General features: G+C 47.8%; 14 protein-coding genes, 1 pseudogene and 1 riboswitch. Of the genes and pseudogenes, 7 read left to right on the top strand and 8 right to left on the bottom strand.

The features are described 5' to 3' along the window. Positions 1–25: 25 nt before the first annotated feature. The 4 genes from B0X71_RS19990 to B0X71_RS19975 form a co-directional block, all read right to left on the bottom strand. On the bottom strand, positions 26–1,153 hold the full coding sequence (locus B0X71_RS19990) for an IS4 family transposase (RefSeq protein WP_077591312.1): 1,128 nt from the start codon (positions 1,151–1,153) through the stop codon (positions 26–28). A gap of 529 nt (positions 1,154–1,682) precedes the next feature. Next, a protein-coding gene (locus tag B0X71_RS19985) for an IS630 family transposase (protein ID WP_269750118.1) occupies positions 1,683–2,722 on the bottom strand; the annotation gives its coding sequence in 2 pieces (ribosomal slippage) (positions 1,683–2,222 and positions 2,225–2,722; 1,038 coding nt in all). A 482-nt stretch (positions 2,723–3,204) separates the two neighbouring features. Continuing rightward, a complete protein-coding gene (locus tag B0X71_RS19980) occupies positions 3,205–4,140 on the bottom strand; it encodes a magnesium transporter CorA family protein (RefSeq protein WP_198038763.1) in 936 nt (311 codons plus the stop codon). Positions 4,141–4,401: 261 nt separating this feature from the next. Continuing rightward, positions 4,402–5,577, bottom strand: coding sequence for an IS256 family transposase (locus tag B0X71_RS19975; protein WP_077591310.1), 1,176 nt, complete (start codon positions 5,575–5,577; stop codon positions 4,402–4,404). Positions 5,578–5,636: 59 nt separating this feature from the next. Here B0X71_RS19975 and B0X71_RS19970 point away from each other — a divergent pair. Beyond that, positions 5,637–6,682, top strand: a protein-coding gene (locus tag B0X71_RS19970; protein WP_156890004.1) for an IS630 family transposase whose coding sequence is annotated in 2 segments (ribosomal slippage) — positions 5,637–6,140 and positions 6,143–6,682 — 1,044 coding nt in all. Because the reading frame shifts where the segments join, the coding sequence is not laid out codon by codon here. A gap of 700 nt (positions 6,683–7,382) precedes the next feature. Here the strand turns inward: B0X71_RS19970 and B0X71_RS19960 are convergent. Further along, complete coding sequence (locus tag B0X71_RS19960) at positions 7,383–8,858, bottom strand: UDP-N-acetylmuramoyl-L-alanyl-D-glutamate--2,6-diaminopimelate ligase (protein ID WP_156890003.1); 1,476 nt, start codon at positions 8,856–8,858, stop codon at positions 7,383–7,385. Positions 8,859–9,459: 601 nt separating this feature from the next. On the opposite strand from B0X71_RS19960, the gene ahlS reads away from it, so the two are divergent. The 3 genes from ahlS (at position 9,460) to B0X71_RS19945 (ending at position 13,513) form a co-directional block, all read left to right on the top strand. Further along, the gene (gene ahlS, locus B0X71_RS19955; RefSeq protein WP_077591308.1) at positions 9,460–10,308 is read left to right on the top strand and encodes an AhlS family quorum-quenching N-acyl homoserine lactonase; all 849 of its coding nucleotides are present in this window, start codon (positions 9,460–9,462) and stop codon (positions 10,306–10,308) included. A 12-nt stretch (positions 10,309–10,320) separates the two neighbouring features. Further along, a complete protein-coding gene (locus tag B0X71_RS19950) occupies positions 10,321–11,502 on the top strand; it encodes an iron-containing alcohol dehydrogenase (protein ID WP_077591307.1) in 1,182 nt (393 codons plus the stop codon). 577 nt (positions 11,503–12,079) lie between these two features. Next, complete coding sequence (locus B0X71_RS19945) at positions 12,080–13,513, top strand: aldehyde dehydrogenase family protein (protein ID WP_077591306.1); 1,434 nt, start codon at positions 12,080–12,082, stop codon at positions 13,511–13,513. A gap of 96 nt (positions 13,514–13,609) precedes the next feature. Here B0X71_RS19945 and B0X71_RS19940 read toward each other — a convergent pair whose 3' ends face one another. Next, positions 13,610–14,737, bottom strand: coding sequence for an IS4 family transposase (locus B0X71_RS19940; RefSeq protein WP_077591305.1), 1,128 nt, complete (start codon positions 14,735–14,737; stop codon positions 13,610–13,612). Between the two features lie 290 nt (positions 14,738–15,027). After that, a riboswitch (SAM riboswitch) is annotated at positions 15,028–15,132 on the top strand. 73 nt (positions 15,133–15,205) lie between these two features. Here B0X71_RS19940 and B0X71_RS19935 point away from each other — a divergent pair. Beyond that, positions 15,206–17,065 carry a bifunctional homocysteine S-methyltransferase/methylenetetrahydrofolate reductase gene (locus tag B0X71_RS19935; RefSeq protein ID WP_077591304.1) on the top strand — a complete coding sequence of 620 codons (1,860 nt, stop codon included), beginning with the start codon at positions 15,206–15,208 and terminating at the stop codon, positions 17,063–17,065. After that, positions 17,046–20,486, top strand: a complete 3,441-nt coding sequence (gene metH, locus B0X71_RS19930) for a methionine synthase (RefSeq protein ID WP_077591303.1) — start codon at positions 17,046–17,048, stop codon at positions 20,484–20,486. Before B0X71_RS19935 ends, metH begins: the two co-directional genes overlap by 20 nt. Positions 20,487–20,757: 271 nt before the next feature. On the opposite strand, the pseudogene B0X71_RS19925 reads toward metH, so the two are convergent. After that, positions 20,758–21,309: pseudogene (locus B0X71_RS19925) on the bottom strand (transposase); the annotation flags it as partial. A gap of 77 nt (positions 21,310–21,386) precedes the next feature. On the opposite strand from B0X71_RS19925, the gene B0X71_RS19920 reads away from it, so the two are divergent. Then, a protein-coding gene (locus B0X71_RS19920; protein WP_156890002.1) for an IS3 family transposase occupies positions 21,387–22,528 on the top strand; the annotation gives its coding sequence in 2 pieces (ribosomal slippage) (positions 21,387–21,633 and positions 21,633–22,528; 1,143 coding nt in all). 96 nt (positions 22,529–22,624) lie between these two features. Here B0X71_RS19920 and B0X71_RS19915 read toward each other — a convergent pair. Beyond that, complete coding sequence (locus B0X71_RS19915; protein ID WP_077591302.1) at positions 22,625–22,909, bottom strand: AbrB/MazE/SpoVT family DNA-binding domain-containing protein; 285 nt, start codon at positions 22,907–22,909, stop codon at positions 22,625–22,627. Between the last annotated feature and the right edge of the window lie 319 nt (positions 22,910–23,228).

Here is a 23,228-nt window from a genome sequence, read left to right as displayed (position 1 = left end):
AACCACGCCTGTTGATTACCCAAAATCATCCAGTTTCCAATTTATGAAGTAGCCAGGATGGTTCAAACTGTTTCGTTATCCCGACCCGCCACTCGATCGGCAGGGCATCACAAAGAAGCAGGCGCTGAAAGCCGGCGAAGGACAGCGATTTGGCGTTCGGCTGCCGACCGCCTTGAATATGGAGCCACTTGAGGATGACATAAGCGATCAGTGCGGCGAATAACTGATTGAAGACGGCATTCTCTGTGGTGCCGAACAGGACAGGCACATTTAGATTTTGTTTGATCCAGCGGAAAAAGGTTTCGATGGCCCAGCGCGCCTTGTACATGCCGGCGATTTCTTCCGCGGTCACATTCCGCAGCGATGTCGCCACGCTGATGACTTTTCCTTCATAGTCGGTGAACTGAACCACCCGGTGCCGCTTCTGGGTCTGGTGCCGGGGAGTTCCCAAGATACAGGTGAAATCTGCGGTCACGTTCGATTCCTTGTCGCGTATGCCTTTCAGCGATTTTTTTCGGTTCAGCTGAATATTGTCTTTCAGTCGGAAGACAAAATCCTGCTTGTTTCCTGCATACAGGTCCGCTTTCTCTATCGAGAAATATGCCCGGTCACCGACCAGGATAAACCGTTTGTCTTCCAACTCTTTGCCGATCGGTCCGTCGTGCTTGAGGCCGGTCGTCTCTACGACCCGGAGGGGCATGCCCGTCTCATTGGAGAATCCGACATGCAGTTTGATGCCGGCGCGTTCACCATGATAGAGCGCCCAGGGCAGGCGGGTCTTTCCGACCGTGATCGTCGTCGAATCAATGGACAGAAGTGTTTTCGGCATGTTCAGGCTGCGGCGCGCCGCCCGGTTCAGTTTGCCGATGATGACATCAAGGATCCGTTTCATGATGGCATAGTCAAGCGCCTTCAGGTGCTTGGAAAGTGACGAATGGTCAACAGCGACAAGTCCGCTGCCCGGCCCGACATCCGCTGCGTGACGGAGGCTTTTCCATTCATTCGCAGCGGCGCCCGCCAAGTACGAGATCACCGTCCCCACCGTACATTTCCGGGCTTTGTCCTGATAATCGAATTCGGTTAAAATGGCCTGCAGCTCAGTCGCTGGAAGAAAATTTTGAATCAGTTTTTGGAACGTGGTATTCTTGTTCATGAGAGATGCCTCTTTCCGTAAATGTTTGTGTGGTAACTTACATTTTACTGAAAGCATCTCTCTTTTTGTTGCTTTTTTGATGGAAAAAACTAGTTAATCAACACGCCTGACCTAAAACAATAAAATGGCGAAAAAAAGAAATCCGTTGCCTGTACTCTCAGTACAGGCAACGGATTTCTTCTCATGAAATGCAATCGCCTCTGAGGCGATATATCTTGTTACTGACCAACTGGTGTGTCTAGCACCGATCGGCCTCTTATGATGCAAGGTGTTGCTGTGGTTTCCATACCGAATATAACAATTTTTCGACAAGGTTGCAATCAGCGGAGCGTCTCTTTTTACTTTTCCGCTTTGGTGCACCCGGCGTTATCACTTACTTGTAAGTCATCAATTCATCGCTATTACAACAGTAGATAGAGGTGTCTTCAAACACCGGATCAGCTGCTGTTTACTGGCTTATACGCAGAAAAAAGCAATCCACCCTTTGAGGCCAATTAGCACCTATATAAGTTGAATTAAAGAAACATACTCAAAGGCGCACGCAAAGCCGATCAATCACTTCTTCCAATCGCTCGCTGATGTACTGGATGAATTCCCGCACTTTCAGCTTAATCTTACGAACATCCGGGAAGAAGACATTGTTAATGACGGATTCCTTCAGCCATTTCCAGAGGCCTTCCGTCAGGTTCAGTTGGGGGCTGTAGGGCGGCAGGAAGACAAGCCCCAATCGGTCCCGGTTCTCTTCCAGAAACGGCTGGATCAGCTTCGCGTGATGGATTCGGGCATTGTCCAGAACCACGGCGATCTTACCCGTTGGGTAAACAGATAGGAGTTTCCTGAGAAAGCGCAGGAACGTCACGGCATCATACCGTTCTTCTTCTGTGCAGAAGACTTCGCCCGTCGCGTAATTTAGCGTGGCGATGAGCTTCACGCCTTTGTGTTGGCCGTGAGTGGGGATGAACCGCTGTTCCCCTTTTCTGAACCACGTCCGCCCGATTGCCTGGTAATCTCGGATCATCGACTCATCCTCGAAGAGGAGATGGTCGATCTCTTCAGCCATCAGCTTTTTTTTAGCGCTGGAAACGTCTTTTCCTTGAATTCCCGCTGCTTTTCCGGATCGGCTTTCTCCAGCGTATACGTCGGCCGTGTATTGGAGAGCCCCTGCCTGCCCAACAGAATCGACATACCGCGCAGGGAATAAGAGACGCCCCATCTGTTTTTCGCGTATTCGGCAGCCAGTGCGAGTGTCCAGTTGTAGCGGGCGCTGAAGCCGACATCGGCCGGTGTCCGGGTGGCAATCGTCTCCGCCAGCTCTTCCTGCTGTTCTGCCGTCAGTTTCGGTTTCTTTCCAGTGGAATGGCCAAGGGCCAGTCCCTCGATGCCGCCTGCCAGATAAGCGGACAAGTAAGAACTGACGGCCTGGCGGCGCCGGCCGATGATCCGGCCGGCTTCCTCCATTGTCTCGCCCTCCAGGACAAGACGGACAGCCAGATATCGTTCGTAAAGCCGGCGGTCTTTCGCCTGGTTCATGGCTTCCTGCAGTTCGCTCAGCTGATCCTGTTTTTCCATATTCGATCATCCTTTCAGGTATTAACAGTATACACCTGATTGCTGGATGTTCGAAACATTAAATCAACTTATATAGATGGGTTACTTTCTCACTTGAACAGGCTATTACAAGCTCGTATGCCTCTATTATACTAAATTCACTCATAAGAGAAAGAGATAGATTCTTACAACCTCTCCGCCGGTAAGTTCTTTTATTCTTTTGCTTTAGCTCGTTAGGGCCGAACCAGCGCGTCTGCGTATTTATATACCAAGGCTTCACCGTCTTTCACGGATAACACAATCATGTAACCATCGTATTATTCAATGTGCCTTTAATCTTTACGCCTAAAATCAGATGAACTACCACAGACTTGTCCATATACTTATCAAGCAAGAGGTTTTGTTGCTTTTGTGCAGTTATGTTACATTCAACCCTCTATTGTTTTTTATCTCACATCATCCGGCGTTCTCTGTATGGGCTCGTTTTAACTTGCCGGGAAGTTTCACCTTTGCTTTTTGCCGTTCAGCAAATCGCCCAGCCACCCCTTTCTCTGAATATAGATATAGAGCAAGGCAATGTTTGAAAAGATAAACAGACCCGAAAATAAGTACCCGTATTTCTCATTCAGTTCCGGCATATGGATGAAATTCATGCCCCACCAAGCGCCCCATGCAGTAATCGGTGTGAACAGCAAGGTGATGACTGTCAGCGTTTTCACAACTTCATTGCCCGTGACAGACGCCATAATTTCTTCTGAGCTCACCATTGCCGAAACTTCTTTTGTGTATTCCTGAATCAGAAAGTGGCAGCGGTCCAATTGCACGCCTGCCTGTTCATAAAATTGCTTGCGCTGATTCTGTTCCTCAAAGATTTCTGTGATTGCCATATGGATTTCCTTTACGGGAATGGTCAAGTTTCTTATCACAAGAAGCTGATGCCGGAGAGCCGTCAGCCGGTCCAGCACATCCTGCCCGTTTGATTTCTTCAGGTCCCAACGCAAGTCCTGAATATCCATTGCCAAGGCATTAATTTGTTTCAGAAATCCGGTAATGAGCGTACCCGCGATGATCATCAGCCCTTCAATTGCAGTATCTGTCGTTTCCATTTTTCTGAGCATCGGTTCTTTGGCCATGTCCGCCCAGCTCGAAAAATCCCTGTTGCCGGTAATGAGCATGTCGCGGGATAAGAAAAAGTGGAAAATCTGCTGCGTCTCCCTGTCAGCCGGATCCAGTTTATAGACAAGAGACCCCCAGATTGCGTCCTCTTGCTGGGCATTCCGGTTCATCTGCAGCTTGTTGTGTTCGTCGTACCCTGCCAGTGCCAGCCATAAATCCGGCACGTTATAGCCGGCTGTCAGTTTGCGCAACTCATCATTTTCCGTGATGAAGTCGAGTTCATGCCATTTCCACTGCTCGTGACAAAAAGAATGTGTTTTCACGTACTCACTCCTTCTGGTCCATATTTCCATTCAGTTCCAATTATGACCATCCCATCTGCAGCTTCATTTTATACTTACCGTACATTTTTTTCGGGCTATTTACAATGAATAACTAAGGGACATCAAAGAATTCCTGTTTCTAATGATACTACTGAGAAAATCTTCATATTATTTGTATGGCTATACGTTTGTCACCTATTCCCGAACGGGGAGCGTCAAGAATTATGTGTAAATGGCTAATCCCCAATCCTGCAGATCCTATTAAGTTGTCGGCTGCTCTGTCTGGTTGAACATGGCCACCAATTCAGCGCGCGCTGAATTAAAGCCACGGTGGCAGCTGGTGGCGTGCTTCTGGTTATAAGTCTCAAACCGGGACACCAGGAAACGGTCCAGGGAATCCTCATTCGGAAACTGTTCCTTGCGCCGGCTGTACTTCTTGATTTCCTTGTTAAACGATTCAATGAGATTCGTCGAATAGATACTCGGCCGGATGGCAGCCGGGAAATCGTAAAATGTAAGCAGGTGCCCATTGTCAGCGAGCGATTTGGCGACCCGCGGATAGGCGGTTTTCCATTTGGCAATGAACGCAGCCAAGGCGTCGGCTGCCTTCTCCCGGTCTTCAGACCGGTATACCGCCTTGTAGTCCCCGCAGATTTCCGCCCGGTCCTGGACGCGCACTTTATGGGCGATGTTGCGGGAAACATGGCCGTGACATGCCTGGTACTTCGCATCCGGATAGACACTGGCGATACAGTCAGTGATCCCTTTCAGTCCGTCCGTGACGAACAGGAGGATTTCTTCCGTTCCCCTTTCTTTCAGGTCCTGGAGGACCTCTTTCCAGACGTAGGCTGATTCCGTCGGTGCGATCGTATAGGCGAGCACTTCCTTCGAGCCATCTTCCCGGATGCCGATGGCCAGATAGACCGCTTCCTTGGAGACCGTGTCGCGTTTGAGTGCGATATAGGTGGCGTCCAGGTAGACGCATACATAGCGCGACGCCAGCTGACGCGCCTTGAAGGCCTCCACCTGTTCGCCGACTGCGCGTGCCATATTGGAGACGGTCTGCGGTGTATAGTGATGGCCGTACATCCGCTCGATCAGATCGGCGATTTCAGACATCGTCACGCCTTTTTGGAACAGGTGGACGACGAAGGATTCGAGTGTATCGTTCGACCGCTTGTACGGCGCCACGGTCTGCTGGTCAAATTCGCCGTTCCGGTCCCGCGGAATCGTCAGCTGAAGCTCACCAAACTCCGTACGGAGTGTCCGGTTATAAGAACCGTTGCGTGAATCGCCGGAATTGAAGCCGGCGCGATCGTATTTGTCATAATCCAGAAACGCCGTCAGCTCGGTTGCGAGCAGGAGGTTCACCGCCGCTTCGAGATGGCTGCGGAACACATCTGTGATATCTTCTTTCTTTACTATATAAGATGAGATAAATTATTTTCATTCCCTCCCTCTACGTGTACACTAAAAAAAACACGTGAAAGGAAGGATTGGCCATGAACCGGGAAGCGGAAATTCAAGAACTGCAGACAGTGATGAACAGTGAACAGGAGCGCCGGATGTTCGAGCGGTATCAGGCAGTCCGACTTGTCCTGGAAGGCAAGACCCAGAAAGAGGCCGCTGCCATCATCGGTCGCACTGAACATACAGTCGGGAGTTACATGGCCGCTTACAAGAAAGGTGGACTCGCCGGCCTCCAACGCGGCACATCCACCGGAAGACCGCCCAAACTGACAGCTGAACAGCGGCAGGAACTGCGGGACATCATCGCCCATCAGACACCGGCGGATGTCGGGTTTCCGGCACGCGCCAATTGGACACTCGGCCTCGCAGTCGAACTGATCGAGCGAAAATGGGGAGAGACCTACTCGCCGAAAGGGCTCTCCCAGCTATTCGACTCCCTCGGCCTCAGCTTCACCCGTCCGACGTATACGCTGAAGAAAGCAGATCCTGAAAAGCAGGCGGAGTTCCGGGACAAGACGTTCCCCGATCTTAAAAAAAACTGATGGATGGCAAAATCGACCGTCTGCTGTTTGAGGATGAATCCATGATCCGTGACTATCAGGCGATCGGGTCCACCTGGTTCCTGCGCGGACAACAGCGGATGATTCCGACATTCGGCCAGCACAAAGGCGTCAAGCTGATTGGCACGTTGGATTATGAGACCGGAGAGATTATCTGCACAGAAGAAGAGCGCTATGGTGCCGGAACCTTCCTGCGCTTCCTCGAGAAGCTTCTGACCGCTTACCCAACGGGTAAACTTGTCATGATTCTGGATAACGCCCGGATTCATCATGCCAAGTTGATTCAGCCCTTCCTGGAAGAAAACCGTGATCGGTTGGAACTCGTCTTCCTGCCGCCTTACAGTCCGCAGCTCAATCTGATGGAAGGTGTATGGAAATGGCTGAAGGAAGCCGTCATCCATAATGTCTTTTTTGGCACGGTCCAGAAAATCACGCTCGCTGTCCGAGCCTTCCTCAAGGACGTGGATCAGCGTCGGGAAGAAGTAATTGACCGGTTGTGTGTCAGAATGTAAATTCTTTAACTCAACTTATATAGAGCTTGCGCAAGTTCTGTTGTAAACTGGTTCATAGGGAAGGCCTCATCTCTGTGAATTTTGTGTGGTAGCTCAATTCTACAGGATGGGGTCTTCCTTTTTCTATTCACTCATTTACACAAGATATTTTACGCTCCCCCAGAGATGAACAAATCGCTTGCCTTTAATCAAAGGTGAGATTAAAAGCGACGAACAAGAGGGAGAAGAATAGCTTTTCTAAACGAGGAATTGGCTGAAAATGAATTGAATATGTTTTCATGGAATACGCGGTCCGTTGAACGGGTATGACTGGTTTTTCAAAACAAAAATGGGGAGGAGACATAATTAAAAAAGGATGAATTTCCACCATAACCTGGAAATTCATCCTTGTCAGCTTAGATATTATTTTAGGAGCTGATTCACCAATTCCTGCTTTCCTCACGAATTCCATATTGATGCCTGCGTTTTTACAGCAATCGATCAATTTACCGTTGACCGCGATAGCGGGAACGGGTCCGAGGGGATTAGGAAATCAACGTGTAGTTCTCGTAATGACGGGACGTTGCAACATTCACACCGGCCACTCTGACTTTGGCTACTTCACCGGGTTTCATAATTAATTGTCAGAGCATCTGAGCAACTAACTGTCTTTCTAAAGCCGAAATTCAAAAAGAAATAGATGAAAGCTGGCTGCTTACTATTAATGATGAAAACTCTCAATAGATTCATTCTCGGAATAGGGAATCTTCTGATCCCCTATCACTTGATAGCCGCCGAATCCAAGACCGGTTAAGAGAACCAAGTCTCCCGGCTTGGCAAGTGACATGGCTGTATGGATAGCTTTTTTTCGCTCCGGTTCCTGGTGTAATTGGAGAGCTCCCGGGCGCCGGAACCCTTTAAATACGTCATTCAAGATCTTTTTCCGATCGAAGAAACCAGGATGGTCGACCGTGACGATAACTTCATCAGCCGCTGTTTCGGCCACTGCAGCCATTTGCGGCCGTTTTTCAGGGCTTCTTAAACCGATGCCGCTAATCATCAGAATAAGCCGCCGGTAGTCAAAGTGCTGCACTACGCTCAATACCTTTTCCAATCCGTCTGGCGTATGGGCATAATCCATGATGATTTTATATCCGTTTTGATGTTCAATCACTTCGAACCGCCCCTCGGGTCCTTTAATATGAGGAATGGCTTTTATAATATCGTTAGCGGGTATTCCAAAATGGAGGCAAACACAAATGGCAGCCAGCAAGTTGGAAACATTATAGTCACCGAAGATGGGCGCACGGATCTGGTAGCGATAAGGGCCGAGGTGGAGCTGAAATGCCGTTCCCCGTTCGTCCATTTCCAGTTTTGTTGCCATGACATCTGCGGGCTTATCGATTCCATATGTAAAAAGAGGGCCGCGGAAACGAGTCAGAATCACATCACTCATCCCGGCGTCATTCACATTGACCACCGCTTTTTTTACCTGATCGAACAGTTTTAGTTTCGCCTGTTTATAATTTTCAAAGGTCTTGTGGAATTCCAGGTGCTCCGGTGTTAAATTCGTATGAACACCGATGTCAAAGGTGGTGCCGGCTGCCCGCTGTTGTTCGATTGCGATCGAAGTGACTTCAAGCGCTGCTGCCTCTACACCTTGCCCAATAAAGCGATTGAATATAGCGTGAAGATCCGGTGATTCGGGTGTTGTATTCGTTGTTTGTTCGAAATCCAGTTTCTTCTCATGATTCCATACGCCGGCTGTCCCAATAGATCCCGTGGTAATACCGGCCTGATTCAGGAGCGATCGAACAAAAGCAGTAACGGTCGTTTTGCCGTTTGTGCCGGTGACCGCCACAGTTTTTAACTGGCGGTGGACTTGGTCGTAATAAGCAGCAGAAAATAACCCCATGGCCATTCTCGTATCATCCGTTACCATAAACGTACATTCCGGATAGGTAGAGTAAAACCTCCGTAATATTTCCCCTTTTGTTCCGATAATAACGTCGGCTCCATTTTGGATGGCTTGTTCAATAAATTGATGGCCATCATGGTTTTCGCCTGTCAGGCAAAAAAACATCCCACCCCTTTTGGTTTTTCTGGAATCATAAGTGATGGAAGAAATTGTTCTCTCGGAATTGCCGTATATTTGTTTAATGCCTAACGCATAATAATCTTTCGTACTCAATTTCATTTTGTTCACCCTATCTCTCTCAAATTAAAAAACCCAAACAAATCCGCTTCACTTATAGCCAAAAACCGGGCCGGCTGATTTACTCTTAAAGAATGCAAGGAAAATGACGTTTTCTGGAAGAAGTGATAATAGCAAGGTAGCACGCTGGAATATTTCAACTTTCCGTTCGATCAAAATAAAATAATCAACGGATTGGCACCGAATTTTTTGTATTCTATTCAATTACATATTCCCAGAGGTGAAAATTTAAAACCTCATAGCTTGGGTTATTATAATCGTTTTCTTTTCCTCAGGCTCTTTAGAAAAGGCTGTTCCTGAGAATCCTGAGAAAAGAGGGTTAAAAAAATAAAAGTAGGGTAAGGGAAAAACGCAGGAAGAAAACGTTCTCTCTATGTCTTTCCGACAGCAAGCAACAACCTACTCAAATTACATAGAAGAGAAACACGAATAAACAAGGAGGGAATAATATAGGATAAATTTTCCATATACAGCAGTTGATGTTTCGAATAAAAAACAGAAACTGAGGTAACGTAAGGTGGTGAATTAAGACAGTGCAAGGCCAATGGCAAGTGAAATCATTTAAATTGAGAGGGGAACCAAAATGGTGAATTATAATCAATCACGACCGAAACTCTTTGTCATGGATAATGGGACGATGCGGATGGACAAGAACTGGATGATTGCGATGCACAATCCAGCGACGATTGACAATCCAAACGCGCAGACGGAATTTGTAGAGTTTCCAGTGTATACCGTGCTGATTGATCATCCTGAGGGGAAAATTCTGTTTGATACTGCTTGTAATCCGAATTCCATGGGGCCAGAGGGTCGTTGGGGTCCTGTCACTCAAAAGATGTTTCCGATTAATATGCCGGAAGAGTGCTACCTGCCGAATCGGCTTGAACAGCTCGGTGTCCGTCCGGAAGAAGTGAAATATGTCGTGGCCTCACACCTCCACTTAGACCATGCCGGGTGTCTGGAAATTTTCACAAACGCAAAAATCATTGTACATGAAGATGAGTTGAATGGCACGCTACAGACGTATGCACGTAATACTGCTGAAGGCGCATACATATGGGCCGATATCGACGCTTGGATCAAAAACAATTTGCAATGGCAGACAATCAAGAGAACCGAAGATAATCTGCAGTTGGCAGAAGGTATCCGCCTCTTGAATTTCGGCAGTGGCCATGCTTGGGGCATGTTGGGCCTCCATATTGAGATGCCTGAAACCGGCAATATCATTCTTGCGTCGGATGCCATCTATACAGCGGAAAGCTTTGGACCGCCGATCAAACCACCCGGCATTCTGTACGATTCCGTGGGTTACTCAGCGGCAGTAGAGAAAATCCGCCGGATTGCCCGTGAAACGAACGCCGATGTCTGGTTTGGCCATGACGCTGACCAGTTCCGCAACTTTCGCAAATCAACCGAAGGTTATTATGAGTAAAGGAGTGACACCATGACTGTTTCTAAACTTGTCTTTGTTCCGCTAAGCTATACCGGCTGGGGAGCGCTTGAGCATCTGATTCCCGAGACAGAAAAGCATTCACCTCAGAAAATCCTTGTCGTGACAGACCCCATGCTGGAGAAAATTGGGCTGACCAAGCAAGTGACTGAGCCGTTAAGGGGTGCGGGTTACGACGTGACACTGTATACGGGCGTTGTTCCCGAACCTCCGATTGCTGTTGGGGAAAAGTTGGCGGAATACACCCGCAGTGGCGGATTCGACATGGTGATCGGCCTAGGCGGCGGCAGTGCACTCGACTTGGCAAAAGTTGCTTCTGCAATGGCTGTCCATGAAGGGGACGTAGCGGACTACCTGAACTTGAGTGGGACGAAGAAAATCACCAAAAAAGGACTGCCAATGATTCTCATTCCAACGACTTCCGGCACAGGATCTGAAGTGACGAATATCGCCGTGTTATCGCTCGAAACGACGAAAGATGTCGTCACGCATGACTACCTGCTCGCCGACGCAGCGATCGTCGATCCGGTGCTGACCGTCTCCGTTCCGGCAACAGTGACCGCCGCGACCGGCATCGATGCACTAACCCATGCAGTGGAAGCATATGTCTCCGTTAATGCCAGTCCAGCGACTGACGCGCTCGCCCTCCAAGCAATTCGACTGATTGCAGGCTCACTTAGACGGGCAGTAAAAAATGGTGAAGATGAGCTCGCCCGAACAGACATGAGCCTCGGCAGCTACATGGCTGGCTTGGCATTCTTCAATGCCGGGGTTGCTGGGGTGCATGCACTTGCCTATCCGCTCGGCGGCCAGTTCCACATTGCACACGGAGACTCGAATGCCGTGCTACTGCCTTACGTGATGGGTTATATCCGTAAAAGTTGCATGGCGCGCATGGCGGGTATTCTGGAGGCGCTCGGCGGTAATTCCGCTTACCTGTCGGACGAAGAAGCCTCGCTCCGTTGTGTGGAAGAACTCGTTCGGATTGTGAGTGACGTCGGTATCCCGCAGACACTAGAAGGATTTGATGTGCCGGAAAGTGCACTTGAATCACTGACAGCTGACGCCGTCAAACAAAAGCGGCTGCTAGCCCGGAGTCCAATGGAACTCACAGAAGACGACATTCGCAAAATTTATCAGTCCACATTCGACGGGATTGTAACAGAACCTCAGTGATTGAGACGCGATTGTCCTGGCTTGTCTAAAAATCCTCAGAAAAGCTTATCGTTCCAAGTCAGAGCATTGCTTCCTCTTTTCATAAAGGGAGCAGTGCTCTTTTGGTACAGTTCATTTTTTGAAGATAGGATTACGGGAAAAGCCCATGAATCTTTGTTTCCGGATATTTATATGCTGTTACGTATGAATAATCAAACATCGACCATTTAACTCAATCTCCAAAATCGACTACTGACTGTGAATCCATAGGGAGATACTTCAAATGAATGGGACGGAACTTGAAACTCACACTCTGTTTGTTGTTTTACTGTGGTGTAATAGAGGGTAAGGACAAACAGATGGAAGGCTAGAATGAATTCGGTCATTCTTCGTACTAAAAATTTGGCAACCTAGACTTTACGGATTTCACTAAGCTTTACAGGATGATGACAGTGCATGTAAAAGGAACCACCGGATTAAAATAGGCGGTTGAAGGTTTTTGCCTTGAATCAACCAAATTTATTGATTGCTTCACAATCACAGGAAAACGGAAAGCTGACTCAAAGCCCATCGAATTCTTTTACTAGGAGGAAGCAACATGCTTATCGGTTCAATCATTAACGGGATAGAGCGAAACGAACAGGACAGGAAAGCGCATGATGTTAAAAATCCATTCAACCAGGAGATATTAGGGACACTCGCCCTTGCAACAGCAGATGATTTGAATGATGCGGTCAACAGCAGTTATGAGGCCTATGAAAAGACGATGAAACAAATGCCCGCGTATAAACGCGGAGATATTTTACGGAAAGCCGCCCAGCTCGTAGAGGAACGGAAAGAAGAATTTGCCCAATCGATTATGGCCGAGTCTGGAAAACCGATTCAACAAAGCCGGACAGAAGTTCAGCGGTCAGTTCAGTTGTTGCGCTATGCAGCGGAAGAAGCCAAAAATATTACCGGGGAAGTTGTACCGATGGATGCTGCTATCGGTGGGGAAAACAGAATGGGTTTTGTGAAGAAGAAGTCGTTAGGAGTAGTCGGTGCAATTACTCCATTCAATTTCCCGCTGAATTTAACTTTGCATAAATTAGCCCCCGCCATTGCAGCTGGCAATACTGTCGTATTTAAACCGGCAGAGAAAACACCAATTACTGGCTATAAAATTGTCAAGCTTCTACATGAAGCCGGTCTACCCGAATCCGCTTTAAATCTCGTCCTTGGAACGGGAGAGGAAATCGGACAGCCGCTCGTCGAGCATGAAAAGGTGGCTAAAATTTCGTTTACAGGAAGCGTACCGGTAGGAAAAGGTATCCAACAATCAGCGGGCTTTAAAAAATTGACATTGGAACTGGGATCCAACTCCCCGATTATTGTGTTTGATGATGCAAATATTGAAGATGTAGCGGTCTCCCTTGTGAAAGGCGGATTCGGTTATTCCGGTCAGACGTGTATTTCAGTACAACGGATTTATGCCCATAAAGATATTTATGATCAGTTGCTTGAGGAACTGATTGCGACGACGAACAATTTAAAAATAGGTGACCCAGCCGACGAATCTGTTGACATTGGACCGATGATTACAGAAGAGGCAGCAAAACGAACAGATGAATGGATTCAAAAAGCGGTGGAAGAAGGGGCGAAAGCAGAAACAGGCGGAGAACGAAACGGCAACATTGTTCCTCCGACGATTCTGACAAACGTTAACAAAGGCATGCATGTCGTGAAAAAAGAAGTGTTTGCCCCGATTATTTCTGTTATTCCATTTGAACAGGAGGAGGACGCCATTGCACAGGCGAATGACACCATCTATGGCCTGCAAGGCGCTGTGTTCACAAAAAATATCGACCGGGCGCTGCGCGTAGCTGACCAAATTGAAAGCGGTGGTGTCTGGATCAATGAATCTTCGACTTATCGGCAAGATAACTACCCGTATGGCGGTGTCAAACAAAGTGGCATAGGCCGAGAAGGTGTTAAGTATGCGGTAGAAGAAATGCTGGAACTGAAATTTATTGGTATCAAACTAGAGAGGTGAAAATCAATATAGTTAAGAAGCCGCAGCAAATACGGCTTTTTGTACTTTAAAGTTTGAATACTAATATTTCATCGCACGCCTGTTGATTACCCAAAATCATCCAGTTTCCAATTTATGAAGTAGCCAGGATGGTTCAAACTGTTTCGTTATCCCGACCCGCCACTCGATCGGCAGGGCATCACAAAGAAGCAGGCGCTGAAAGCCGGCGAAGGACAGCGATTTGGCGTTCGGCTGCCGACCGCCTCGAATATGGAGCCACTTGAGGATGACATAAGCGATCAGTGCGGCGAATAACTGAGTGAAGACGGCATTCTCTGTGGCGCCGAACAGGACAGGCACATTTAGATTTTGTTTGATCCAGCGGAAAAAGGTTTCGATGGCCCAGCGCGCCTTGTACATGCCGGCGATCTCTTCCGCGGTCACATTCCGCAGCGATGTCGCCACGCTGATGACTTTTCCTTCATAGTCGGTGAACTGAACCACCCGGTGCCGCTTCTGGGTCTGGTGCCGGGGAGTTCCCAAGATACAGGTGAAATCTGCGGTCACGTTCGATTCCTTGTCGCGTATGCCTTTCAGCGATTTTTTTCGGTTCAGCTGAATATTGTCTTTCAGCCGGAAGACAAAATCCTGCTTGTTTCCTGCATACAGGTCCGCTTTCTCTATCGAGAAATATGCCCGGTCACCGACCAGGATAAACCGTTTGTCTTCCAACTCTTTGCCGATCGGTCCGTCGTGCTTGAGGCCGGTCGTCTCTACGACCCGGAGGGGCATGCCCGTCTCATTGGAGAATCCGACATGCAGTTTGATGCCGGCGCGTTCACCATGATAGAGCGCCCAGGGCAGGCGGGTCTTTCCGACCGTGATCGTCGTCGAATCAATGGACAGAAGTGTTTTCGGCATGTTCAGGCTGCGGCGCGCCGCCCGGTTCAGTTTGCCGATGATGACATCAAGGATCCGTTTCATGATGGCATAGTCAAGCGCCTTCAGGTGCTTGGAAAGTGACGAATGGTCAACAGCGACAAGTCCGCTGCCCGGCCCGACATCCGCTGCGTGACGGAGGCTTTTCCATTCATTCGCAGCGGCGCCCGCCAAGTACGAGATCACCGTCCCCACCGTGCATTTCCGGGCTGTGTCCTGATAATCGAATTCGGTTAAAATGGCCTGCAGCTCAGTCGCTGGAAGAAAATTTTGAATCAGTTTTTGGAACGTGGTATTCTTGTTCATGAGAGATGCCTCTTTCCGTAAATGTTTGTGTGGTAACTTACATTTTACTGAAAGCATCTCTCTTTTTGTTGCTTTTTTGATGGAAAAAACTAGTTAATCAACACGCCTGCTTGTTTATAATACTTACAACCATCCGGTGTTATCTCTTCTTTTTTTATCTTTACACACGGGGAAGTTTACATTACAAGAGTAAGCCACGGGGTTGTTGATTGGCGGTAGTTCACGTTGTCTCCTTGACTTAATAAGCTGATGCAGGTATTCTTTTAGAATACTCAAAACTTAATAATGAATTCTTATCGAGAGAAGTTGAGGGACTGGCCCTTTGATGCTTCAGCAACCAACCGTTTGGTCAGGTGCTAAATCCAGCAGGCTTTGTGTTGCCTGGCAGATGAAAAGGAACGAGTTAGCTATCGTAAAGCCTTCTTTTTCATGGGAAGGCTTTTTTGTATATACAGGAGGGTAAGCGGTATGGGGCTATTAGAGGAACTGAAAACTAAAATATTGACTGCAGACGGCGCCATGGGGACATTGCTGTATTCGAATGGAATCGAATACTGCAACGAAGAATTGAATTTGGAGCGTCCGGAGATCATTGAAAGAATCCACCGGGAATATATCCAAGCTGGAGCTGATATCATTCAGACCAACACCTACGGAGGAAATGCCTTGAAGCTGGCCCGTTATGGTCTGGAACATCAAGTGAAAGAGATTAACAGAGCCGCCATCCAAATTGCCAAGCGCGCTGCAGCTCCCGGCGGCCAGTACGTCTTCGGAACCATCGGTGGAATCCGCGGCATCCGGAAAAGCGATGCGAGTCTGCAGGAGATCATCGCCATGGTGAATCAGCAGGCGGGTTATCTATTGGGAGATGACCCGGATGCACTGCTGCTCGAAACTTATTACGATTTTGAAGAATTAGCGGCCACTGTCTCCTATCTGAAAAAGTTGACGGATACACCGATCATCGCACAAGTTTCCATGCACGAACCGGGAATCCTGCAAAACGGCATGTCCTTAAATGACGCGCTGCAGCAATTGGAGGCGTTGGGGGCCGATATCGTCGGTGTCAATTGCCGTTTGGGACCTCACCATTCGATACAGGCGCTTGAAGAAGTGGTCTTGCCATCCAAAGCATTTCTTTCCGCTTATCCCAATGCCAGTTTGCTCGATGTGGAAGATGGCCGTGTGGTGTATGAGCCCGAAGCCGATTATTTCGGGCGGACAGCTTTATTGCTCAGAGAAGAAGGCGTCCGGTTGATCGGTGGCTGTTGCGGAACGACGCCGAAACATATTGAAGCGGTGAAAAAGCGCATCGGCAATTTAGCGCCGGTCACTCAAAAAGAAGTAGTGGCAAAAAAACCGATTGTTATCCGGGAAGCAGAAGCCCTGGAAGTGAAACCGCTTCATGAAAAAGCGAAAACGGAACGGACGATCATCGTGGAATTGGATACACCCCGACATTTGGATATCTCTAAATTTATCGAAGGCTCGAAAGCGTTGGATAAGATGGGTGTAGATGCGGTTACAATGGCGGATAATTCATTGGCTTCGCCGCGCATCAGCAATATGGCAATGGGCTCTATTTTAAAGCATCAGGAAAATATCCGTCCGCTTGCTCACATTACATGCCGTGACCGAAATCTGATCGGATTGCAGTCACATTTGATGGGACTTGATGCGCTGGGCATCCACGATATCTTGGCTGTGACGGGAGACCCGACAAAAGTCGGTGATTTTCCGGGAGCAACGAGCGTCTATGATGTCTCGAGCATGGAATTGATCCAATTGATCAAAAAGCTCAATGAGGGCATTTCATTTTCGGGGAAGCCTTTGCGGAAAAAAGCGAATTTTTCAGTAGCTGCGGCGTTCAACCCGAATGTCCGCGTCTTGGACCGAGCTGTGAAAAGGCTGGAGAAGAAAATCGAAAGCGGGGCGGATTATTTTATTTCGCAGCCGGTTTACACGAAAGAAAAAATTATCGAAATCCATGAAGAGACCAAGCACCTGGAAACGCCGATTTTTATCGGGGTCATGCCGCTTACCAGCATCCGCAGCGCGGAATTCCTGCACAACGAAGTGCCCGGCATCAAATTATCGGAAGATGCGCTTGAACGGATGCGGGCTTGCGGCGAGGATAAAGATCGCGCGACAGCAGAAGGTATCCAGATAGCGAAAGAATTGATCGATACGGCAGCAGAGTTATTCCATGGTATTTACTTGATTACACCGTTTTTCCGTTATGATATGTCTGTAGAGTTAATTCGTTATATTCGCCAATTAGATTCACAGAAAGAGAGCGAGAGCAGCTATGTCCAAGCATCTTATTGAGCGGCAACTAGAAAAAAGAATCCTGATTATTGACGGCGCCATGGGAACAATGATTCAGAATGCCAACTTGTCTCCGGAAGATTTTGGCGGCGAGGAATTTGATGGCTGCAACGAATACTTGAACATCGTCCGTCCGGATGTAATCGAAGATGTCCATAACGCCTATCTTGAAGCAGGAGCTGATATTCTCTGCACCAATACATTCGGCGGGACACCGGTAGTCCTGGATGAATATGGACTGGGCGACCAGGCACCGGAAATTAACCGAAGTGCTGTCGAAATCGCTAAAAGAAGCGCTACGGCTTTTTCTACGCCGGAGTGGCCGCGTTTTGTTGCAGGAGCTATCGGGCCAACGACGAAAACGCTGTCGGTAACAGGCGGTATCACGTTTGATGAATTGTTGGATAATTTCCACGTACAGGCGAAAGCGTTAATCGAAGGCGGAGCTGATCTGATTTTACTGGAAACCAGCCAGGACATGCTGAACGTTAAAGCGGCGACAATCGGCATCAAAAGAGCCTTTGAAGAAACGGGGATAGAATTGCCGATCATGATATCGGGAACAATTGAACCGATGGGCACGACGCTTGCCGGCCAAAGCATTGAAGCATTTTATATCTCAATCGAACATGTCAAACCGCTTTCGGTCGGCTTGAATTGTGCAACGGGACCCGAGTTCATGACCGATCATATCCGTTCGTTATCCGAGCTGTCGGATAGTTATGTCAGCTGTTACCCGAATGCCGGATTGCCGGACGAAGAAGGGCATTATCACGAAACGCCGGAATCTCTGTCGAAAAAATTGCGCGGTTTTGCGGAAAAAGGCTGGCTGAATGTGGTCGGCGGCTGTTGTGGCACGACGCCGGCGCATATCCGGGCCGTAAGGGAAGCGATGGAAGGGTTTGAACCGCGAAAGGCGGATTCTGCAGAACGCGGCCACACAGTATCCGGTATTGAACCGCTCCAATACGATGAATCAATGCGACCTCTATTTATCGGCGAACGGACAAATGTGATTGGTTCACGAAAGTTCAAGCGGCTGATCGTGGATGGGAAATTCGAGGAAGCAGCTGAAATCGCCCGCGCGCAAGTAAAAGGCGGAGCGCATGTTATTGATATTTGCTTGGCTAATCCGGATCGGGATGAGTTGGAAGACATGACAAATTTCATGAAGGAAGTCGTTAAAAAAGTGAAAGTTCCGCTCGTAATCGATTCAACTGATGAAGAGGTTATCGAAGCAGCATTAAAATTTTCACAGGGAAAGGCGATCATCAATTCCATCAACTTGGAAGATGGGGAAGAACGTTTCGATGCTGTCATGCCGCTTGTGAAAAAATACGGCGCTTCTATTGTAATCGGTACAATTGATGAACAAGGCATGGCAGTGACCCGGAAACGCAAGTTGGAGATTGCCGAACACTCTTATGATTTGTTAGTGAACCAATGGAAAATCGCCCCGGAAGATATCATTTTTGACCCGCTCGTTTTTCCGGTGGGAACAGGCGATGAGCAATACATCGGTTCTGCTGAAGAAACGATTGAAGGAATTCGGCTTATCAAGGAGAAATTCCCCCGGTCGCTGACCGTCCTCGGGGTCAGCAATGTGTCATTCGGGTTACCGCCGGTCGGCCGGGAAGTCCTTAATGCCGTCTACTTATACCATTGTACGCAAGCTGGCTTAGATTACGCTATCGTCAACACCGAGAAGCTGGAGCGCTACGCATCAATTCCGGAAAAGGAAATTAATATGGCCAACGAATTGCTGTTTACTACGACCGACCAGACCTTAGCGGATTTCACTGCTTTTTATCGGGACAAAAAGAAGGAAAAGACCGAGGATGACATTCCGGAAACTGTTCCTGATCGATTGGCATACTACATTCTAGAAGGAACAAAAGAAGGACTCATTCCAGATTTGGAAAAAGCTTTGGATATGTATGAGACACCGCTCGACGTTATCAATGGACCGCTAATGGAAGGGATGGCTGAAGTAGGCCGCTTGTTCAATGACAATCAACTGATTGTTGCAGAAGTGCTGCAAAGCGCAGGTGTTATGAAAGCGGCTGTATCATTCCTGGAACAGTTTATGGAAAAGAAAGAAGACGATACGGGGAAAGGAAAAATTGTACTGGCTACTGTCAAAGGTGATGTCCACGACATCGGCAAAAATCTGGTGGAAATCATTTTGAGCAATAACGGATTTAAAGTAGTGGATATTGGCATCAAAGTGACACCGGCGACGCTGATTGACGTTGTCAAAAAAGAAAAACCGGATATTGTTGGTTTATCGGGCCTTCTCGTGAAATCAGCCAAGCAAATGGTCATTACTGCACAGGATTTCAAAGAAGCAGGGATCGATGTGCCAATACTGGTCGGGGGTGCCGCTTTATCTCGACGTTTTACAGAAACCAAAATTTCCGCTGAATATAATGGCCCGGTCATTTATGCGAAAGATGCTATGCAGGGATTGGACATTGCAAACCGGCTACAAAGCGGCAGCGGTAAAGCCGTTTTATTAGAAGAGTTAAATGCGCAACAAGAAAAGCGCAGAGCTTCAGAAGAAGCACGGGAATCCAGACAGGCCGTAGCAGTCATGGCTAGACCGGTTAAGACAGTGAGGGAAGATGTTCCGGTTTATGTACCGAGCGATTTGCGACGGCATGTACTGAAAGATTATTCAGTAAGTCATTTATATCCTTATGTTAATATGCGAACATTGATTGGTCATCATCTTGGCTTGAAAGGCTTCAGTGAAAAAATGTTAACGAAAGGTGATGCCCGTGCTGTTGAACTTCATGAGCTAGCTACCGGGTTTCTAAAATCAGGACTATTAAAACCATCAGGCATGTACCGATTTTTCCCGGCACACTCTGATGGAGATGATGTGGTGATTTATGATCCTGCCGATGCCAAAACGGAAATCGAGCGGTTCACTTTTCCCCGTCAATCAGTGGAGCCGTTCTTGTGCCTCGCCGATTATCTGAAATCTGTCGATAGCGGAGAAATTGATTACGTGGCCTTTATGCAGGTGACAGCAGGTCATGGCGTGCGCGAAGAAGCGATCCGTCTGAAAGAACGTGGCAAATTTCTGGAGAGCCACGCATTGCAAGCTACAGCACTTGAATTAGCTGAAGGATTTGCCGAAAGGATTCATCAGGAAATCCGAGATCAATGGGGATTCCCAGACGCTACGGACTTCTCGATGCGTGAGCGCTTTGCAGCGAAATACCAGGGGCAGCGCTTTTCGTTCGGTTACCCGGCCTGCCCGAACCTTGAAGATCAGTCAAAACTGTTCAAGCTCATCAAGCCGGAAGATATTGGCGTCCACTTGACAGAGGAATACATGATGGATCCTGAAGCGTCCGTCTCGGCGATTGTCTTTGCCCATCCGGACGCCCGATATTTCGTTGTTGAACAATGAGTTATCTTTCACTTTATCTTGTGATATAGACTCGAAGAGTAGACCTTTTCATGCCGCATCCTGATGAACAAAGACGGAAAGTGACGAGTATACTTTTTCTGGATCTGCATATACTACCCTGAACTGAGCCTGTATTTCGAGCAACTTAAGAAAAAAGGACCCTGCAGTTTACGAGGCCACTGAAAAACCCTCCCTTTACATCCCTGGGAGACAAAAAATGAGACGGAATGACAGAGAATCCTGTCTTCCGTCTTATTTTTCTGCCCTTTTCTCATTCAATAGCTTGCCTGCGCTCATCCAACAACCGAAGGATTCGTTTCAGGTTCACCACAAAAATCGCCATGGCTCCTTGGATTTCCATGCCGCTCAAATCACCTCCGGATGCCACCTGGCATCCATGGTTATTCTTCAATTCACTGTTCTTGGCTTCGATTTTGTATCGCTCTTTTGCCATTTCCTTAAAGTTGTCGCTTTCCTGGAAGGCGAACTGGTTTGCGTGTTCCGGTGATTTAATTGGAACCGAATAGGTTTTGCTTTTAGCACCTTCCTTATAACAACCTTCACGCAGCGGACAGTGCTTGCAGCGTTCAATATCGAAGTAGTAGGTATCCGCTTGATTCTTCCCGATTCCTTTTTTGCCTTGACGGGCTTTTCGGATTGCCAAATGGCCAGCTTTACAGACATACATCCCCGCATCTTTATTGAATTGGAATTCGTCTTCTTTTTTTCGGGTGCCATAAGCTGTAGTGGGATTGAGTTTGGCGATCAGACAGATTTTGTTCTTCTCCGCATACTCAAGGTTCTCTTTCTCTGAATAGGCACTGTGGATAGGTTACACTTTGTTGGACAATGAAAATAAGGGAGCGTAGAATACACCCCAATACGTGAGGAGAATCTGCCATGCCCCAAAAGAGACGGACGTTCACAGTTGAATTTAAAAAACAGGTGGTCGCCTTGCACGAAGGCGGCAAGAGCCGGACGGACATCGTTAGGGAATATAACCTGACCGCTTCCGCCCTGGACCGCTGGATCGCCCAGTATAAGCAATCCGGTTCCTTTCAGGAGAAGGATAACCGAAACCCGCTGGAGACGGAACTGCTGGCCTATAAGAAACGGAATAGACAGTTGGAGATGGAAGTCGATATTTTAAAGCAAGCCGCGCTGATCATGGGACGAAAATAGAGGTCATCCAACAGAACCGCCACCTCTATTCAGTATCAGCAATGTGCGACGTCCTGCAAATTGCCCGCAGCACTTTTTACTATGAAACGGAAGTTTCAGCGAAGAAAGCCCAAGAAAAAGCGAAAACGGAACGGGAGCTGAAGGAGAAGATCTCGACGATCTTCCATGAGAATCGGCGCGTATATGGCACCCGGAAGATCAAGCGGGAACTGAAGAAAATGGGCCTGACTGTCTCCAGGCGGCGGATCGGCCGGCAGATGGCTGAGCTCGGTCTCCAGTCGAAATATGCGCAGCCGTCCTATAAGCCGATAGTGACGCCTGTGAATGAAGCATCGTACCGGAACGTGCTGAACCGCCAATTCGGCGTGGGTGGAGAACGTTCAGTCCTGGTGAGTGATCTGACGTACGTGAAAGTCGGAGCCCAATGGAACTACATCTGTTTTCTGGTCAATTTAGAGAACCGGGAAATCGTTGGGTACAGCGTCGGGGAACACAAAGACGCGGCCTTGGTTCAACGTGCTTTCAATTCGGTCACACAGGACCTGGGCGCCGTGAAGATCTTTCACACGGATCGTGGGTCTGAATTTAAAAATGCCGGCATCGACGAATTATTGGAAACCCATCAGATCGAACGGTCACTGAGTCAAAGGGGCAACCCATATGACAACGCGGTAGCGGAAGCGACGTTCAAGATCCTGAAAACGGAACTGATCAATGACATGCAGTTTGACACCCTTAGACAATTGGCTCTTGAGCTCTTTGATTATGTGAACTGGTACAACAATATCCGGTCACACAGCGCCCTTGACTACATGAGTCCGGCCGCTTATCGAATTTTGGCCCTCAAAAAAGTTGTTTGATTTAGTGTTGACATACCACACATCTTCTTTGTCTTTATAAACAATGACCAGCTCTAGAAACCCCTGATTCTCTTTATTTTATCGTTGATGACCTAATCAAGATGGATTATGATCATTCATGTTCTGTAGCTGCTCTAGTAAAATCTGAGCTCCTTCCGGACTCAAAGTTAAACCGGGTGCATACTCTTTATTCGCCTTTGTAATTTCCCCGGTTATAAGACATTCTCCATATGCACTGTACTTTTTCAACAAAATATACTCGTCTTCTACATAAATCTCAAGTGGACTTCCAATATCAATCTCCATCGTCTTTCTCAATTCCTTGGGAATTACAATACGTCCTAACTGGTCTACTTTTCGTGTGACTCCAGTGCTTTTCATAATTTTCCTCCATTTTCTTATGATTTTCCATCTGTTCTGATTAATTAGTAAAGAACAAGAGATAGCTTTTTAGTTATCTTCTGATTATACCAAATAATGTATTTGTTTGCCGTTTGGATTTATCCATTTTCCTTAACATCAGCCGCTGTTCTTCTTGAGAGAGATTTGTATAAAGTGTCGTTGTCTCGATGGAATTGTGGCCAAGTAGATCTCACAGGGCGATGAGTAACCCACCTTCGTCGATAAAGCGCTTACCTAAGGAGTGTCGCAGCTTACGTGGACTCAATCGTTTTCCTTTCAAAAAAGCTTCAGTGAACTT

Source organism: Planococcus lenghuensis, assembly GCF_001999905.1.
Lineage (GTDB): Bacteria > Bacillota > Bacilli > Bacillales_A > Planococcaceae > Indiicoccus > Indiicoccus lenghuensis.
This window is presented reverse-complemented; position numbering and strand designations above follow the sequence as displayed.